The organism is Larsenimonas suaedae, from assembly GCF_023712105.1.
In the GTDB taxonomy this organism is placed as follows: Bacteria; Pseudomonadota; Gammaproteobacteria; order Pseudomonadales; family Halomonadaceae; genus Larsenimonas; species Larsenimonas suaedae.
In genome coordinates this window covers 1083498-1100477 of the sequence record NZ_JAMLJI010000001.1, presented here as the reverse complement: position 1 = coordinate 1100477, position 16980 = coordinate 1083498, and the positions used below count along the sequence as shown (strand labels likewise).

The window sequence follows — 16980 nt, the reverse complement described above, 5'->3', positions numbered from 1 at the left end:
CCTTAAATCAAGCCAATTTCAACTCACTGTAGCGGAGTTTTTCGTGGCGCAATACGAACGTACGCTCGATGCCAAGGGATTGACCTGCCCGTTGCCGTTGCTCAAGGTCCGGCAATCGCTTTCCGATATGTGCGCCGACGACGTGCTGCACATCGAGGCGACCGATCCGGGCTCATGGCGCGATTTCGAGAGTTTTGTCGCTCAGGCCGGTCACGCACTTTTGCGCCAGGAAGAGCGTGATGGCGTCTTCTATTACAGCATTGCCAAGGGAGCCGGGCGCTGATGGCCATCAAGAACCTGCTCAAGCATTGGGTGGATCGGTATTTCTCCGATGAAGAAGCGGTGATTCTGGGGCTGGTCCTGTTGGTGGGGCTGGCCATCGTGGTCTTTTTCGGCCAGATGCTGGCCCCGTTTCTGACGGCGCTGGTCATCGCCTTTCTGCTTCAGGGGGGGGTGACGCGCCTTGAGCGCTGGGGATTGCCCCGGTTGATCGCCGTTTTGTTGATCTTTTTGGTGTTCATCGCGCTTTTGATGATGGCGGCACTGGTGGTGTTGCCGCTTGTATGGGATCAGTTGACCTCGCTTGTCGGGGAGGTGCCACGGATGTTTGCCCGCGGTCAACAAATGCTCGATACGCTTCGAACCCAGTACCCGACCGTCATTACGCCCGAGCAGATTCAAAGCTGGGTCAATAGCGCCGCGCATGAAGCGACGCAGTTCAGTCAGCGGGCGCTCAGATTCTCGTTCAATTCGCTCGGCAACGTGCTTGGAATCATCATCTATCTGGTGTTGGTGCCGATTCTGGTGTTTTTCATGTTGAAGGATCAGGAGCGTCTGATCGGCTATTTTCTGTCGCTTCTGCCCAGACAGCGCACCCTCATGACCCAGGTCTGGAAGGAGATGGACGGTCAGATCGCCAATTTCGTTCGGGGCAAGGTGATCGAGATCATCATAGTGGGGTCGGTGTCCTACGTGACCTTTGTCTGTTTCGGTCTGCCGTATTCGGCGCTTCTTGGCTTGATGGTGGGCTTTTCGGTGCTGGTGCCCTACATCGGCGCGGCAGCTGCCACGCTTCCGATCGCAGCGGTGGCGGGCTTTCATTTCGGGCTGGGCGATCAGTTTCTTTACGTGATGGTGGCCTACGCCGTGATTCAGGCGCTCGATGGCAATGTGCTGGTCCCGATCCTGTTTTCGGAGGCGGTCAACCTGCATCCGGTGGCCATCATTTTAGGGGTTTTATTCTTTGGGGGGATCTGGGGCTTTTGGGGCGTGTTCTTCGCGATTCCGCTCACGACGCTACTGAAAGCGCTGCTTCACGCCTGGCCTCGAAGCGTTGCGACCCGCCGAGCGCGCAAGGAGGCGCTCGGCGAACCCAGCCCTTAAGCGGTGTGCTGCTTTAAAAACTCAAGGACTTCCTGGGCGTGGCCATCGGCCTTGACCTTGCGCCACTCCTTGATGAGCACGCCCTGCTCATCAAGCACGAAGGTACTGCGTTCGATGCCTTCGTGCTCCTTCCCATACATTTTCTTGAGCTTGATGACGTCGAGCGCGCGGCAAAGCGTTTCTTCCTTGTCGCTGATCAATTCGAACGGGAAGGACTGCTTGGCTCGAAAGTTTTCATGCGCCTTGAGGCCATCGCGGGAGACGCCATAAATCACGGCGTTCAAGGCCTTGAAGTCCTCGAAGAGGTCACGAAACTGCTGGCCTTCGGTGGTGCAGCCGGGCGTGCTGTCCTTGGGGTAGAAATACAGCACGGTGTAATGGCCCTTGAGGGTCTCGGGCGTGACGGTCAGTTCCGAGGTGGCGGGAACACTGAATTCGGGCAGCGATTGGCCGACGTCGATGGTCATGGTGACTCCTTTAAAGCGTAGGAAAACCCGGCAACAGTCTAGCGCTTTTGTGCGCGATTCGTCTGTCTGAACTGTACAGGTGGAGTCTGCCTGAGTACCATCTATCCCCGCCCGGGGCGGTTTGATCAGGCAAATTCATGCGCTGATCCCGAGATAGCCCGAGGCCGACATAAACGCGTTTTTCCGGTGTGCGACATAAGAGGATTCGAGATGTTCAAAGGCAGCCTGGTCGCTTTGGCGACGCCAATGAAAGGCAATGGCGATATTGATTGGGACGCGCTTCGTCGACTGGTGAACTTCCATCTCGAACACAAGACCGATGGCATCGTGGCGGCGGGCACCACCGGTGAGCCCACCACGATGTCGTTCGCCGAGCATTTTGACGTCATCCGTGAAGTAGTGAATGTGGTCGATGGCCGGATTCCGGTCATTGCAGGGACCGGTGCCAACGCCACCGCCGAGGCGGTCGAGCTGGTCAAGTACGCCAAGGATGTTGGCGCCGATGCGTGCCTGTCGGTCACGCCCTACTACAATCGCCCGACCCAGGAAGGGCTGTATCAGCACTTCAAGGCCGTCGCGGAAGCCTCGGATCTTCCGATCATTTTGTACAACGTACCGAGCCGAACCGGCGTCGATCTCTACAACGACACCACCTTCCGTCTGGCCAAGATCGACAACATCGTCGGCCTCAAGGATGCCACGGGCAACCTCGAGCGCGCCGCCGAGCTGATCGAGCACTTGAAGGGCCAGGACTTCGCAATCTATTCGGGCGACGACCCGACCGCCTGCGAGCTGATGCTTGCCGGTGGCCATGGCGTGATCTCCGTATCCGCCAACGTGGCGCCGAAAGGCATGCATGACATGTCGATGGCCGCCATTGCCGGCGATCACGATCTCGCGCACCAGATCAATACGCGCCTGATGCCGCTCAATGCCTCGCTTGGCATCGAGGCCAATCCGATTCCGGTCAAGTGGGCGCTGTGTCAGATGGGCCTTGCCGAGCAGGGCATTCGTCTGCCGCTGACGTGGCTGTCCGAGAAGTACCATGCAACGGTTGCCGAGGCGCTTCACCTCGCGGGAGTGCTTGAACAATGATGTCGAAGACTCCCTGGATCGCTGCGGCCTCGTTGCTGGTGGCGCTCTCCGGCTGTGGTAACGACGGGTATTACTACGATCGCAGCTACGAGTACAAGAATGCCGAGATGGTCGCACCGCTGGAGCTGCCGGATTCGGCCCGCCAGGGTGCGGTTCAGGACGCCATGCCGGTGCCCAAGGCCAACAGCGACTACGTTCGTCCTCAGGATGGGTTCGATGTGCCGCGACCCCAGCCCAAGATGAGCGAGCAGGCTGCTCAGTCGTTCGTTCAGATGCGCGGTGAGCGTGGTCAACAGTGGCTTCTGGTCAATGCCGCGCCCAATGCGGTCTGGCCGAAGCTTCAACGCTTTGTGGCCGCCACCGGCTATCGCGTCAGCGAACTCGATGCCTCGCAGGGGCTGATCAAGACCACCGACGGTACGCTGTCGGTCAGGCAAGGCGTGCGCGGAGGCTCTTCCGAAGTGCGTTGCGATCAAAATGGCGCAGCAAACAGCGACTGCCTGTCGCGTCTTTCAACGTATCTGACCCAGAATGCGGGCAATACCGGAGAGGGCGTCTCGCTCGTCGGGCAGAACCTCTCAAACGACAGCAACGTGATCCTGCGCAATCGTCAAGGGCAGTGGCAGGTTGTGGTGCAGCAGGATTTTGCCAGCATCTGGTCGGAGCTCGATTACCAGCTCAAGCGTGAATTCGACACCGACGACGCGCGACTGGTCGATCAGGACCGCAGCCAGCGGCGCTTCACGGTGGACTATCTGCCGTCCGAAGCCAGCGGCAGTGGCTGGTGGATCTTCGGCAGCGACCCCGAGCCCAAGCGCTACCAGCTTCAGATCGACACTGATAACGGCCAGTCCATCATTCATGCACGCCGCGACGATGGCTCATCGATCGAGACCTCGGCCGCCCGCGAGCTGCTGGACCGTGTTGCGTCACTGCTTCGCTGATGGCGTTCAAGTTCGCATCGCTTGGTAGTGGGAGCAAGGGTAACGCGACTGTGATCGAGAGCGGTGAGTCCCGCATTCTCATCGACTGTGGTTTTACTCTGAAGGAGATCGAGGCGCGGCTTGCGCGCCTTGACTGCCACGCGTCCACGCTCGATGCGCTCTTGATCACTCATGAACACATCGATCACGTGCGCGGTGCGGCCGCGCTGGTGCGTCGCTACGGCCTGTCGGTCTACATGACCCCTGGAACCTGGCTCAAGAGCAAGCTGAAGGGCGTGGAAAACGTGACGTTTATCCACCCTGAACAGTGCTTTGTCATTGGGGATCTGGAGATCGATGTGGTCACCGTGCCCCATGACGCGCGACAGCCCGTGCAGTTCATCGTGCGCTCGGGCGGGGCGTGTCTTGGGCTTTTGACCGACATCGGCCACGTAAGCGGCCATGTGCTCAAGCGCTATCGACGCTGCGACGCTCTGGTGCTTGAATGCAACCATGACCCCGATATGCTGGCGCGCGGGCCATACCCTCCAAGCCTCAAGCGGCGGGTCGGTGGTCACTGGGGCCATCTTTCCAATCAGCAGGCGCTTGAATTCATGCAGGCCATCGATGCTGACAGCCTTCAATGCGTTGTTGCCTCGCACCTGTCGGAGCAGAACAATTGCGCCGAGCGTGCGTATGATGCCTTGATGCCGGTACTTGGTTTCGATGAGCAGCGTCTGTTGATCGCACAGCAACATGAAGGGCTTCCCTGGCAGGTAGTGCGCCGTCGCCTCGCCTGCGCCTAGAATACCCGAACACCTATGACTTCTATCTCTGGAGAGCTTCGATGGAAAAGCGTGATGCCTTGTACGCCGGCAAGGCCAAATCCGTGTACACCACTGACGACCCCGATCGTCTGATTCTCGAATTCCGCGACGACACCAGCGCCTTCGATGGCGAGAAGGTTGAGCAGCTGGCGCGCAAGGGCATGGTGAACAACAAGTTCAACGCCTTCATCATGGATAAGCTGAAGGCGGCGGGCATTCCGACCCACTTCGAACACCTGCATTCCGATACGGAATCGGTGGTCAAGAAGCTCGATATGTTGCCGGTCGAATGTGTGGTTCGTAACTACAGTGCTGGCAGCCTGTGTCGACGCCTAGGCGTCGAGGAAGGCCTTGCGCTGACGCCGCCGACGTTCGAGCTGTTCCTTAAAAACGACGCTCAGCACGATCCCATGATCAATGAGTCGCTGGCCGAGAGCTTCGGCTGGGCGACCCCTGAGCAATTGGCCGAGGCCAAGACGCTGACCTACAAGGTCAACGAGGTGCTCAAGCAGCTGTTCCTCGATGGCGATATTCTGCTGGTGGATTACAAGCTGGAATTCGGCGTGTTCAAGGGTGAGCTGACGCTTGGCGATGAGTTCTCACCGGATGGCTGCCGTCTCTGGGACAGCAATACGCGCGAGAAACTCGATAAGGACCGTTTCCGTCAGGGCCTTGGCGGGGTGATCGAGGCTTATGAGGAAGTGGGTCGCCGCATCGGCATCTCTTTCGACTGAGCGCCGGTGACCGGCTCGAGCACTGCCCGGAAGGGCCTTTCGAGCCCCCTGATAAAATGCCGCCCTGGCCGGGGCGGCATTTTACGTTGGGTCGCCGGAGGTGATTTCTATGACCTCAAGCGCAATGCGGTCGGTGTCATCGACAAACGCCCTAAAGCGAACGTCCTTGTCGCTCAGGCGAACCCCGTGCACGCGCCCGGTTGAACCGTGCTGATACGCAGGTCTCGGGTCTTGCGCCAGTACCTCAACAATCAGCGCCTTGATGGCGGCGCCATCGCTCAGTGCATTGAGCTGAGTGCGGGCCGTCTGCGAAAAGCACACCGGGCGAATCACCGGTGGGGCAGGGGCGAAACCGCTTCGGGCGCCCTCGACGCCATCGGCCCAGGGCAGGTAGGGCTTGATATCGAATACCGGCGTGCCGTCGACCAGATCGTGGCCTGAAAGCGTCAGTGCGACGCCGCCCTCGGTGTCGATCGAGACCAGCTCGACCAGGGACAGGCCAAGGCGGTTTGGTCGATGGGTTGCCCGTGTTGCGAACACGCCGACCTTGGCGTTGCCACCAAGACGCGGCGGTCTGACCAAGGGCGTCCAGCTGGGTGGGCTCTTGTGAAAGAGAAACGTCACCCAGATATGGCTGAAGGCGTCGAGCCCTCGAACGGCCAAGGGGTCGTTGTAGGGCGCGTGCAGTACAAGCTGCGCTTTGGCACTGGGGGCAAGGCCTGGCTGTCTTGGAATGCCGAACTTGTCCGGGTAACAGCTTTCGATATGGCCGATCGGCTCGAGGGTCGTTGAATGCGTTGCGTGCATGAAAATATCGTCGAAGGTGGGCCATGGCGTGCCGCCGGGGGCGTGCGCGCATCAAGATGCTGGCGGCTGACCGGCGAGTTGGGTAGTCTGGCGCAACCCGTAGTCACACACAACGCATGCACTACATATATCGATAACGGAGACCGTCGATGATCGACCTTCCAGGGCTTGCGCGGGCTCAGGCGAGCCTGATCGATGCCGGCCGGGTGTTGGATCGGGCCAATATGGTGCCGGCCACCGGCGGCAATTTTTCCATGCGCCTTGATGAGCACTTCATGGCGGTCACCGTATCCGGCCGCCACAAGGGCCAGTTGAGCGGCTCAGACATCATGGTCACGGACTTCGAGTGCGTGCCACTGGGCAGTACGCTGAAACCCTCTGATGAAGCACTTCTGCACGGGCAGCTCTATCGTCTGCGTCCTGATGTCGGGGCGGTATTGCACACACACTGTCGGGCCGCGACGGCGCTGTCGTGTCTGGTCGAGGGTGATGAGCTGGTACTCGAGGGCCTTGAGCTCCTGAAGGTATTTGAGGGCATTACAACCCACGAGGCTCGGCTCAGAATTCCGGTGGTCGATAACTCGCAGGACATTCCAGCACTTGCGCGCGAGGTCGAGCCTCGTCTGCCGCAAGACGATTGCCATGTCTATCTGATTCGAGGGCATGGGCTTTACACCTGGGCGCGAGATATGACTCGCTGCCTGTATCAGGTCGAAGCGCTGAGCGCGCTTTTTGATTGCGAACTTACCGTGAGGCGATGCCGATGAGCTTTTTGAAAGTGTTTAACGACGCAGATGCGACTCAGCCCGTGTTTTCAGCCACCGAAGGCGATGTCATCGCCCGAGAGCTTGGCGCCCATGGTATTCGCTTTGAGCGCTGGCCGCTGAAAGCGCTGTCTGAGTCTGCCGATCAGGCCGAAATTCTCGCGGCGTACAGCGAGGAGGTCGAGCGGCTCAGGCGCGAGGAAGGCTTTCAAAGCGCCGATGTCATCCACATGACGCCAGATCATCCGGACAAGGACGCGCTTCGCACCAAGTTTCTGGACGAGCATCGCCACGATGAAGACGAGGTGCGCTTTTTCGTGCGTGGGGAAGGGGTGTTCTACCTGCACCTTGATAACCGCGTCTATGCGATCGGCTGCGCTCAGGGCGATCTGATGTCGGTACCGACCGGTACGCCACACTGGTTCGACATGGGCCCGTCGCCGGCCTTTTCCTGCATTCGTCTGTTCACGCGGACGGAGGGCTGGATTGCGCACATGACCGGCAGCCCCATCGCCGAGCGTTTTCCAAGATTCGAAGGTCTGGAGGCGTCATGATCAAGGCCATCGTGACCGATATCGAAGGCACTACCAGCTCGATCGCGTTCGTGCACGAGGTGCTTTTCCCCTACGCGCGTGAGCGCCTGCCGCAATGGCTCGAAGCCCGTGCTGGCCAGCCGGCGGTGGCGGAGCAGCTTGACGCCGTACGCGCGATGACCTCTGAAGAAGACGCAAGCGTCGAGCGGCTTGCGGACGTTCTCGTTCAGTGGATCGATGAGGACCGCAAGGCCACGCCGCTCAAGACCCTTCAAGGCATGATCTGGGAGGAGGGCTACCGCGAGGGCGACTTCAAAAGCCACATCTATCCAGACGCCGCCGAGTGTCTCAAGGCGTGGCACGATCAAGGCCTCGAACTCAGTATTTATTCCTCCGGCTCGGTGCACGCCCAGAAGCTGATGTTTGCCCACACCGAGCTTGGCGACATCACGCCCTTGATCACCCATTATTTCGACACCACACTCGGCGCCAAGCGCGACAGTGACAGCTATCGGCGCATGCTCGATGTATTGGCTGTGCCCCCGGAAGAGGTGCTGTTTCTGTCCGATGTGCCGGCAGAGCTGGATGCGGCCGAAGACGTCGGCATTCGTACCTGCCAGCTGGTGCGTGATCCGGACATGGAGACCGGTCACCACCACTGCGTTCACCGATTCGATGAGATCGATCTCGATGAACTGGCTTGATCGTCTGCGGTTTCGCCTTGCACGTGACGCCGACGGCGCCGATCAGGCCGAGGTGTTTTTCCACGCCATCATGGACGGCGCCTCGTCGTTCTATAGCCTCGGGCAGCGACAGGCCTGGGCGAATGCCCTGCCGCGCGAGGCCGCGACCTGGCAGCTGCGCCAGCGCCGTCTAACGACGTTCGTGGCCGACCTCGACCGGCGCTGCGTCGGGTTCTGTGAGCTCGACCTCAACGCGTCTCACATCGAATGCCTGTACGTCTGGCCTGCGCTTCAAGGCAATGGCATTGCGTCCCGCCTGATCGAGCTTGCCTGCGATCACGCCCGTGAGCAGGGCCACCACACCCTTTATATCGAGGCAAGTCTGATGCTTGCCCCGCGTCTTTTGGCAAGCGGCTGGGAATCACTTGGCGAGAGTGCGGTCGAACGAGAAGGCGAGCGCCTGCCGCGCGTTCGATGCAAACGCCAACTCAATGACACGGTTTTATGATATCGACCATGACTCAGCCCCAATCCCACGCCAGTGACGGCACCGACCCGATGCTTTTTACCGAGAAACGCAGCAATACGCGCATGCTGGGCGTCGCGTTTGCCTTTTCGGTTGCAGGTGGCATTACGCTTTTAGTGTATTGCTATCAGCAGAAGCAGTGGTGGCCAATGGCGCCGGTCGCGCTATTGATCTTTCTGTGGGGCATGATGATCGGGGGCAATCTCATGGGACGGCGTCGGCTGTCGCCGATTCTTCGCCTCGATGAGCGCTCGGTCTATTTCATCGGCGGTCCGCTTTATGCGCCGCGGCTTGAAGAGATTGCGTTTTCCAACATCAGTCGCATCGAGCGTGAGAGCTCGGTCGGTGTGCGTATCGTATTGAACGACAGCGCTCGGGGTGCGGTCGGTAAGCCGACGCGTCGCACCATTCCTTCAGGGCTATTGCCCCTCAAGGACCGCAAGCGATTCAATGCAGCACTCAAGGCGCGAATTGCGTCATCACCCTAGTGGTCGCAAAACCGTTCGGCATGGATAACGCGTGCTGAGTGGTATGTGCTCACCTTTTACATTATTGCGTGGTTTACGGGAGTAGAGCGGGAATGAGCTGGACCCTATTCAGCGCCTTTTTTGTGGCGTGTGTCTTGATCAGCGTGACCCCGGGGGCCGGGGCCATCAACACCATGGCCAACGGCATGGTCTACGGTGTCAGGCGCACGCTTCCTTCCATTCTCGGGCTGCAGATTGGCCTTGCCTTTCAAATGGTGGTGGTCGGTATCGGCCTGGGCTCTCTACTTTCAAGCTCTGCGTTGGCGTTTACGATCATCAAGTGGCTGGGTGTGGTTTATCTGGTGTATCTCGGAATTACCAAGTGGCGAGAAACCGCCCACGCTTTCAGCACCGAAAATCAGGATGCGACGCTGTCTGGCTGGACGCGGCTCTGGAAGGGGGCGCTGGTCAATGCGACCAACCCCAAGGCTACGGTGTTTCTAATGGCGCTGTTGCCTCAGTTTCTGGTGGCCGATGCACCCCATGCGCCGCAGTTCGCCATCATGGGTGCGACCATGGTGGCGGTCGATATCGCGGTCATGTTCGGTTATGCCACGCTTTCGACCGCCATTGCCCGATTCCTGAAAACGCCAGCGCAGCAGCGGGCCATCAATAGAGCCTTCGGCGGGCTGTTCATCGGCGCCGCCGGTTTGTTGGCGGCCTATCGGCACTGATGCTGACTAGCGCGTTTCCACCTCGTGCACCCGCATCGAAAGATCGATGGCGGTCACGTGCTTGGTGAGCGCGCCAATCGAGATGCGGTCGATGCCGGTCCTTGCGATATCGACCATGGTGTCCTCATCGACGTTGCCGGATGCCTCGAGCTGCGCGCGGCCGGCGGTCAGTTCAACGGCCTGTCGCATGTCATCAAGCGAGAAGTTATCCAGCATGATGATGTCGGCCCCGGCCTCGAGTGCCTGATTGAGCTCTTCGAAGGTTTCGACTTCGACCTCGACCGGCAGCTCGCGCGCAATGTCACGCGCTTCCTTGACGGCGCGTTCGATGCCGCCGCATGCGGTAATGTGGTTTTCCTTGATCAGGAAGGCGTCATAAAGTCCCAGTCGGTGGTTATTGCCACCGCCGCAGTTGACCGCATACTTCTGAGCCAGACGAAGGCCCGGCAGCGTCTTGCGCGTATCGAGCACCGAGACCGGATAGTCCGCGACCAGGTCCACGTAATGACGGGTGGTTGTTGCCGTGCCGGAAAGCGTCTGCAGCAGGTTGAGCGCGGCGCGCTCGCCGGTCATCAATGAGCGAGCCGGCCCTTCAAGCGTCAGAAAGGGCGTATCCGGTATCAGTGCGTTGCCGTCTTCGTGGCTCCAGGTGAGTTTCACCGTCGGGTCGATGCGTCGGTAAAGCTCCTCGACCCAGGCAACGCCACAGAGGATAGCGGGCTGCCGGCTGATGACTTCGGCACGCGCCCACTGTTTCGAGGCAATCAACTGAGCGGTGATGTCGCCGCCGCCAATGTCCTCGTTGATCATTCGACTGGCGGTGGTTCGAATGTCTTCAGCGAGGGCTTCTTGAAACGTCATTGAGAACTCTCTCCTGGGCGTGGACCTGATGAAGGCCTTATCGCGGGCTTTGAGTGGCCGGCGCCTGTGCGTCGACACCGGGTAATAAAGTATAGGATAGAGTGACTTGAACAATCGACCAATAAGGAAGCGACGTCCGGTATGCATGTCAACGATCTGCACTGGCTGAGCGAGGCTGAACACGCGCCCTCGGCGCACTGCGATACTCGGCCTCAGGGTGAAATTTCAGGGCTTGTGCTGCACTCGATCAGTCTGCCGCCCGGTGAGTTCGGCGGGGAGGCGATCACGGATCTATTTCTTGGCCGACTCGACCCCGAGGCGCATCCCTATTTCAAGAAGATCGAGGGGCTTCGCGTGTCGGCCCACTGTCTGATTCGACGCAGTGGGCAGGTGATCCAATACGTCGGATTCGATCAACGGGCCTGGCATGCCGGAAAATCCAGCTGGCAGGGCCGGTCGCGGTTGAATGATTTCACCATTGGCGTGGAGCTTGAAGGCGATCATCGGCCATTTACACGTGCGCAATACGCACGTCTTGTTGAGCTCACGCGTGCGCTCATGGGCAAATACTCAGCGCTCACGCCTGAGCGTATTACCGGGCATCAGCACGTGGCACCGCTCAGAAAGGTCGATCCAGGCCCCTCGTTCGATTGGCAATACTTCTTTCAGGGGCTGCGAGGCTAAAGCTCGAGTCCGAGCGGTCTACTGGTAATTCGGCGTAAGAAAACTACATTTGTGGGGTCTTTGAAACGTGACCCTCACCAAAACGGCGACACACGGTGGCTATGACAGGCTGCGTTTTTTCAAGCGACCAATGCATCCGACCCGCGCCGTGGCACGGTATATGCCTCAGGCTTTCGGGGAGATGCGCCTTTTGCCTATCAATTGGCAGCCGCTTGTGTTTGCGGTATCTTCGTCCCCCGTCAAGGCTGGTATCACAGCCACCCGTTGCAGAATTACGACATGCGGCGAGCAGCGCGACCCTACAAAAACCTGCGCCCGTTTTAACTGACAAAGAGCACTGTGACGCACTTCCTGATCGGAAGGCGACTGATATTATTTCTTCATCGGAGAGACGTCTATGAGTCTGGAGGCACGAGAAGACCTCGATCCTACCGAAACGACGGAATGGTTAGAGTCCTTAGAATCGGTACTGGATCGCGAGGGCGAAGATCGAGCCCAATATTTGCTGAGCCGCCTGGCGGATCGGCTTCGCCGTGATGGGATGCAGCCCCCCTTCTCTGTGAACACGCCTCATCGCAACACCATCCCGGTGCATCGCGAGGCGCGTATGCCGGGTGATCTGTTCATGGAGCGTCGCATTCGTTCCCTGATTCGCTGGAACATGGCAGCGCAGGTCATCCGTACCAACAAGAAGCACAAGGGACTGGGCGGTCACCTGGCCAGCTTCATGTCCAGCGCAACGCTTTATGACGTGGGCTTCAACCATTTCTTCCGTGCGCCGGAAGGTGATTTCAAGGGTGATCTGGTCTACATCCAGGGCCACAGTGCGCCGGGCATCTACGCGCGCTCCTACCTGGAAGGACGTCTCTCCGAAGAACAGATGGACAAGTTCCGTCAGGAAGTCGATGGCGATGGCCTGTCGTCTTACCCGCACCCCTGGCTGATGCCGGACTACTGGCAGTTCCCGACCGTCTCGATGGGTCTGGGCCCGATCATGGCAATCTACCAGGCCCACGTCATGAAGTATCTCGACGCACGTGGTCTGCAGCCGATGCAGGACCGCAAGGTCTGGGCATTCCTCGGTGACGGCGAGTGCGACGAGCCCGAGTCACTTGGCGCGATTTCACTGGCCGGGCGTGAAAAGCTCGACAACCTCGTGTTCGTCATCAACTGCAACCTCCAGCGTCTGGACGGCCCTGTGCGCGGTAATGCGCGTATCATCGATGAACTCGAAGGTATCTTCCGCGGTGCTGGCTGGAACGTCATCAAGGTGGTCTGGGGTCGTTTCTGGGATCCGCTGTTCGAGAAGGACACCAAGGGCATCCTGCAAAAACGCATGGATGAGGTGGTCGACGGCGAGTACCAGAATTACAAGGCCCAGGGCGGCGCCTACACCCGTGAGCATTTCTTTGGCAAATACGATGAAACCAAGGACATGGTCAAGGACCTCACCGATGAGGACATCTGGCGCCTGAACCGTGGCGGCCATGACCCCTATAAGGTCTATGCGGCCTATCACGAGGCGTTCCACAACAACAATGGCAAGCCGACCGTTATTCTTGCGCACACCGTCAAGGGTTACGGTATGGGCGGCGATAGCGGTGAGGCGGACAACGAAGCGCACCAGATCAAGTCGATGGAAGTGGGCGCGATCAAGACCTTCCGTGACCGCTTCGGTATCCCGGTTTCCGATGAGGAAATCGATAAGGAAATGCCGTACTACAAGCCCGAAAAAGACAGCCCCGAGATGAAGTACATGCATCTCATGCGGGAACGTCTGGGTGGGTACCTGCCGGCGCGTAAGCATGACTTCGAGTCAATCGAGTTCCCGGGACTCGACGACAAGATGTTCTCAAGCCAGCTCAAGGGCTCGGGAGACCGCGAAGTATCCACGACCATGAGCTTCGTGCGCGTGCTCAATGGCCTGGTCAAGAACAAGCAGTTCGGCAAGCAGGTCGTTCCGATCGTGCCTGACGAAGCGCGTACGTTCGGCATGGAAGGCATGTTCCGTCAGCTCGGCATCTACACGGCCGAAGGCCAGAAGTACGAGCCGATGGATGCCGGCCAGATCATGTTCTACCGCGAAGACAAGGCCGGTCAGATTCTCGAGGAAGGCATCAACGAAGCCGGCGCCATGTCCAGCTGGATTGCGGCCGCCACCTCGTACGCCAACCACCACGTGCCGCTGCTGCCGTTTTACGTCTATTACTCGATGTTCGGCTTCCAGCGTGTCGGTGACCTGGTCTGGGCTGCTGGCGACATGCAGGCGCGAGGCTTCTTGCTCGGCGGTACGGCAGGGCGCACCACGCTCAACGGCGAAGGGCTTCAGCACCAGGACGGCCACAGCCACATTCTGGCCTCCACTGTTCCGAACTGCCGAAGCTATGACCCGACGTACGCGCACGAAGTCGCCGTAATCATGCACGACGGCTTGAAGCGCATGTATCAGGACAAGGAAAACTGCTTCTACTACCTGACGTTGATGAACGAAAACTACCACCATCCGGAAATGCCGGAAGGGGCAGAAGAAGGCATCATCAAGGGCATGTACTTGCTGCGTGAAGGCGAGAAGGGCAAGAACGGCCACGTTCAGCTGATGGGCTCCGGCACGATCCTGATCGAAGTCGAGCGCGCCGCTGAACTTCTGGCCGACGACTTCGGCGTCAGTGCCGACATCTGGAGCGTGACCAGCTTCAATGAGCTTCGTCGCGAAGCGCTCGAGATCGACCGTAACGCCTTCATCAATCCCGATGCCGAACCCGGCAAGCCCTGGGTGACCCAGTGTCTCGAAGGCCGAGACGGGCCGGCGATTGCTTCGACCGATTACATGAAGCTGTTCTCCGATCAGGTGCGTGCCTGGGTTCCGACCGACTACTACGTGCTCGGTACCGATGGTTACGGCCGTTCCGACACGCGCGAAAAGCTGCGCTACTTCTTCGAGGTGGATCGCTATTTCGTGACGGTCATGGCGCTGAAGGCGCTGGCGGATCGCGGCGAGATCGATCGCAAGGTCGTCAAGCAGGCGATGGAGAAGTACGGCATCGATCCGAACAAGGCCTATCCTGTCACCAGTTGATGAGGAGCTGGGGCGGCCTTGCCGCCCCCGTGGCGTAAGCGGTCAGTATTGAAGGAGCGCATCTCTTGAGCGAAATAATTAAAGTGCCCGATATCGGGGACAGCGAAGGCGTTGAAATCATCGAGGTGTTGGTCTCGGAAGGCGATGAGGTGTCCGCCGAGGACTCGCTGATCACGCTCGAGTCCGACAAGGCCTCGATGGATATCCCCTCGCCGAAGGCCGGCAAGGTGGTCAAGGTGCTGGTCAGCGAAGGCGACAAGGTCAGCGAAGGCGATCAGATCCTCGAGCTTGAGACCGAAGACGACGGCGATAGCGATGATCAGGACGACGCCGAAGAATCATCCAGCGAGTCCGAATCTGAATCCGAGGTCGAAGAAAACACCGATACGTCCAAAAAGGACACGTCCGAAGACGCGCCCAAGAAAGGCGGCGCCAAGGGCGGTTCTCAGGTCGTTGACATCAAGGTGCCGGACATTGGTGGCAGCGAAGGCGTCGAGATCATCGAAGTGGCCGTTTCCGAAGGCGACCAGGTGGCCAAGGAAGACGCGCTGATCACGCTTGAGTCCGACAAGGCCTCGATGGACATTCCAAGCCCGCACGAGGGCAAGATTGTCAGCCTTTCCGTCAAGGAAGGAGACACCGTGTCTGAAGGCGACGTGATCGGTCAGATGGAAATCGCTGGCGAAGGCGGTGATGACGAAGACGCCTCGGGCGACGATGACGCGGCTTCTGACGCTGACAATGACAGCAAAGCCTCTGACGACAGTGCTGACGATCAAGGCGATGACGACGATAGCGCCGAAGAAGAGGGCGGTCGCCAGGAAATTCGTGTGCCGGATATCGGTGGCAGCGAAGGCGTCGAAATCATCGAGGTCTCGGTGTCCGAAGGCGATGAGGTCGAGAAGGAAGACGGCCTGATCACGCTTGAATCCGACAAGGCATCGATGGATATCCCAAGCCCCTACAAGGGCAAGATCGTCGAGCTTTCCGTCAAGGAAGGCGATACGGTCTCCGAGGGCGACCTGATCGGCTACATTGAAACCGCCGGCGGCGGTGGCAAGAAGAAAAAGCCTGCATCGGATAAAGGCGCATCGACGTCCGAGAGCAAGAGCGACAAGGCGGCATCGTCCAAGGGCGACGGCGGCAAGAAGAACGACGCCAAGAAGCAAGAGGGCGCCGCCAAGCAGGAGCAGGTCTCGTCTTCAGCGTCCCCCGAGGCGCAGATGGCCGGTGGTCAAGCGGGCCAGAAGGCGCCAAGCGCGCATGCAGGTCCGGCCGTTCGCATGCTGGCGCGTGAGCTGGGTGTCGATCTGTCCGAGGTTACCGGCAGCGGTCCGAAGGGCCGGGTTCTGAAAGAAGACGTTCACGCCTTCGTCAAGCAGGCCATGACCGAGCGCGGCAAGGCCGGCAAGCAGGCGGCACCGTCTGCAGCGCCGTCCGGTGGCTCGGGTATTCCGCAGGTGCCGGACATCGACTTCAGCCAGTTCGGCGAGGTCGAAGAGCAGAAGTTGGGCCGTCTGATGAAGGCGGGTGCGACTAACCTGCATCGCAGCTGGTTGAACGTGCCGCACGTGACGCAGTTCGACGAAGCCGACATCACCGAGCTCGAGGCGTTCCGCAAGTCGATGAAGGCCGAGGCGGAGCAGCAGGGCGCCAAGCTGACGCCGCTGCCGTTCATGATCAAGGCGGCTGCTCACGCGCTCAAGGCGTACCCGCAGTTCAACGTATCACTCAAGTCCGACGGCGAAACCGTGGTCTGGAAGAAATACGTGAACATCGGCATCGCCGTGGACACGCCCAATGGGCTGCTGGTGCCTGTGATCCGCAATGCCGATCAGAAGTCGGTCATCGAGCTTGCTAAAGAGTCGGTCGATCTTGCCAAGCGGGCCCAGCAGGGCAAGCTCAAGGGCGATGAGATGAAAGGCGGCTGCTTTACCATCTCAAGTCTTGGCTCCATTGGCGGTACGGCGTTCACGCCCATCGTCAATACGCCGGAAGTGGCGATCCTTGGGGTGTCGAAATCCCAGATGAAGCCGGTGTGGGATGGCAGCGCGTTCCAGCCGCGTCTGATGATGCCGCTGTCATTGTCCTACGATCACCGTGCGGTCAACGGTGCCGACGCCGCGCGCTTCACGGCCTATCTGGCAAGTGTCCTGACCGACATTCGACGGTTGGTGCTCTGAGCTGCGACACTCGGTCACAGTCGTGCCAAGTGAAACGAGAAGCGGCCTTCGGGCCGCTTCTTTACGTCTGCAACTAATGAATGCCGGATAAGCCAGGCGCGGGACTTGTGGTCGCAGGGCCTGCCCGCTATGGTGCGTGTTTGCTTTGGCGATTGCCTGCGCTCACGCAGGCAACACACCTATTATTGAAGGGCACCGGCCCGACGCACTGCGTTAAACACTTGAGGAGCGGT

18 protein-coding genes are annotated in these 16980 nt (G+C 59.5%); 15 read left to right on the top strand and 3 right to left on the bottom strand.

All coding sequences use genetic code 11. From position 1 onward, the window contains the following. The first annotated feature begins 43 nt into the window (after positions 1-43). Positions 44-283, top strand: coding sequence for a sulfurtransferase TusA family protein (locus tag NAT49_RS05175; protein WP_251591308.1), 240 nt, complete (start codon positions 44-46; stop codon positions 281-283). After that, a complete protein-coding gene (locus tag NAT49_RS05170; RefSeq protein ID WP_251591306.1) occupies positions 283-1383 on the top strand; it encodes an AI-2E family transporter in 1101 nt (366 codons plus the stop codon). Before NAT49_RS05175 ends, NAT49_RS05170 begins: the two co-directional genes overlap by 1 nt. On the opposite strand, the gene NAT49_RS05165 is transcribed toward NAT49_RS05170, so the two are convergent. Further along, entirely contained in the window at positions 1380-1850 is a 471-nt protein-coding gene (locus tag NAT49_RS05165) for a peroxiredoxin (protein WP_251591304.1), read from the bottom strand. The two genes, NAT49_RS05170 and NAT49_RS05165, sit on opposite strands and share 4 nt — an antisense overlap. Positions 1851-2060: 210 nt before the next feature. Between NAT49_RS05165 and dapA the strand changes: the two genes are divergently transcribed. Genes dapA through purC form a run of 4 tightly spaced genes read left to right on the top strand, consistent with a single transcriptional unit; the run spans position 2061 to position 5429 of the window. Next, complete coding sequence (dapA, locus tag NAT49_RS05160) at positions 2061-2945, top strand: 4-hydroxy-tetrahydrodipicolinate synthase (protein ID WP_251591301.1); 885 nt, start codon at positions 2061-2063, stop codon at positions 2943-2945. Then, complete coding sequence (gene bamC / locus NAT49_RS05155) at positions 2942-3889, top strand: NlpB/DapX family lipoprotein (RefSeq protein WP_251591294.1); 948 nt, start codon at positions 2942-2944, stop codon at positions 3887-3889. Before dapA ends, bamC begins: the two co-directional genes overlap by 4 nt. Then, a complete protein-coding gene (locus tag NAT49_RS05150; RefSeq protein ID WP_251591292.1) occupies positions 3889-4674 on the top strand; it encodes an MBL fold metallo-hydrolase in 786 nt (261 codons plus the stop codon). The genes bamC and NAT49_RS05150 overlap by 1 nt, the downstream gene beginning before the upstream one ends. A 41-nt stretch (positions 4675-4715) precedes the next feature. Then, the gene (gene purC / locus NAT49_RS05145; protein WP_251591290.1) at positions 4716-5429 is read left to right on the top strand and encodes a phosphoribosylaminoimidazolesuccinocarboxamide synthase; all 714 of its coding nucleotides are present in this window, start codon (positions 4716-4718) and stop codon (positions 5427-5429) included. Between the two features lie 81 nt (positions 5430-5510). Here purC and tsaA read toward each other — a convergent pair whose 3' ends face one another. Beyond that, positions 5511-6236 (bottom strand): tRNA (N6-threonylcarbamoyladenosine(37)-N6)-methyltransferase TrmO, encoded by a 726-nt coding sequence (gene tsaA / locus NAT49_RS05140; protein WP_251591288.1) that lies wholly within the window; start codon positions 6234-6236, stop codon positions 5511-5513. A gap of 149 nt (positions 6237-6385) precedes the next feature. Here tsaA and NAT49_RS05135 point away from each other — a divergent pair, with 149 nt between their 5' ends. From NAT49_RS05135 to rhtB, 6 genes are all read left to right on the top strand, one after another. Continuing rightward, positions 6386-7003, top strand: a complete 618-nt coding sequence (locus NAT49_RS05135; protein WP_251591280.1) for a methylthioribulose 1-phosphate dehydratase — start codon at positions 6386-6388, stop codon at positions 7001-7003. Beyond that, the gene (locus NAT49_RS05130) at positions 7000-7554 is read left to right on the top strand and encodes a 1,2-dihydroxy-3-keto-5-methylthiopentene dioxygenase (RefSeq protein ID WP_251591278.1); all 555 of its coding nucleotides are present in this window, start codon (positions 7000-7002) and stop codon (positions 7552-7554) included. Before NAT49_RS05135 ends, NAT49_RS05130 begins: the two co-directional genes overlap by 4 nt. Beyond that, positions 7551-8237 carry an acireductone synthase gene (mtnC, locus tag NAT49_RS05125; protein WP_251591276.1) on the top strand — a complete coding sequence of 229 codons (687 nt, stop codon included), beginning with the start codon at positions 7551-7553 and terminating at the stop codon, positions 8235-8237. Before NAT49_RS05130 ends, mtnC begins: the two co-directional genes overlap by 4 nt. Further along, positions 8224-8724: a GNAT family N-acetyltransferase gene (locus NAT49_RS05120; protein ID WP_251591275.1), complete on the top strand. Its 501-nt coding sequence runs from the start codon at positions 8224-8226 to the stop codon at positions 8722-8724. Before mtnC ends, NAT49_RS05120 begins: the two co-directional genes overlap by 14 nt. 8 nt (positions 8725-8732) lie before the next feature. Then, positions 8733-9230 (top strand): hypothetical protein, encoded by a 498-nt coding sequence (locus NAT49_RS05115; protein WP_251591273.1) that lies wholly within the window; start codon positions 8733-8735, stop codon positions 9228-9230. A gap of 92 nt (positions 9231-9322) precedes the next feature. Then, positions 9323-9943 (top strand): homoserine/homoserine lactone efflux protein, encoded by a 621-nt coding sequence (gene rhtB, locus NAT49_RS05110; RefSeq protein ID WP_251591271.1) that lies wholly within the window; start codon positions 9323-9325, stop codon positions 9941-9943. A 6-nt stretch (positions 9944-9949) separates the two neighbouring features. On the opposite strand, the gene nadC is transcribed toward rhtB, so the two are convergent. Then, entirely contained in the window at positions 9950-10804 is an 855-nt protein-coding gene (gene nadC / locus NAT49_RS05105; protein ID WP_251591268.1) for a carboxylating nicotinate-nucleotide diphosphorylase, read from the bottom strand. 141 nt (positions 10805-10945) lie between these two features. Here nadC and ampD point away from each other — a divergent pair, with 141 nt between their 5' ends. The 3 genes from ampD to aceF all read left to right on the top strand — a co-directional run bounded on the left by ampD (position 10946) and on the right by aceF (position 16747). Continuing rightward, entirely contained in the window at positions 10946-11488 is a 543-nt protein-coding gene (gene ampD, locus NAT49_RS05100; protein ID WP_251591266.1) for a 1,6-anhydro-N-acetylmuramyl-L-alanine amidase AmpD, read from the top strand. Positions 11489-11885: 397 nt separating this feature from the next. Beyond that, positions 11886-14564, top strand: coding sequence for a pyruvate dehydrogenase (acetyl-transferring), homodimeric type (gene aceE / locus NAT49_RS05095; RefSeq protein WP_251591264.1), 2679 nt, complete (start codon positions 11886-11888; stop codon positions 14562-14564). Between the two features lie 65 nt (positions 14565-14629). Further along, the gene (gene aceF, locus NAT49_RS05090) at positions 14630-16747 is read left to right on the top strand and encodes a pyruvate dehydrogenase complex dihydrolipoyllysine-residue acetyltransferase (RefSeq protein WP_251591259.1); all 2118 of its coding nucleotides are present in this window, start codon (positions 14630-14632) and stop codon (positions 16745-16747) included. Positions 16748-16980 lie beyond the last annotated feature (233 nt).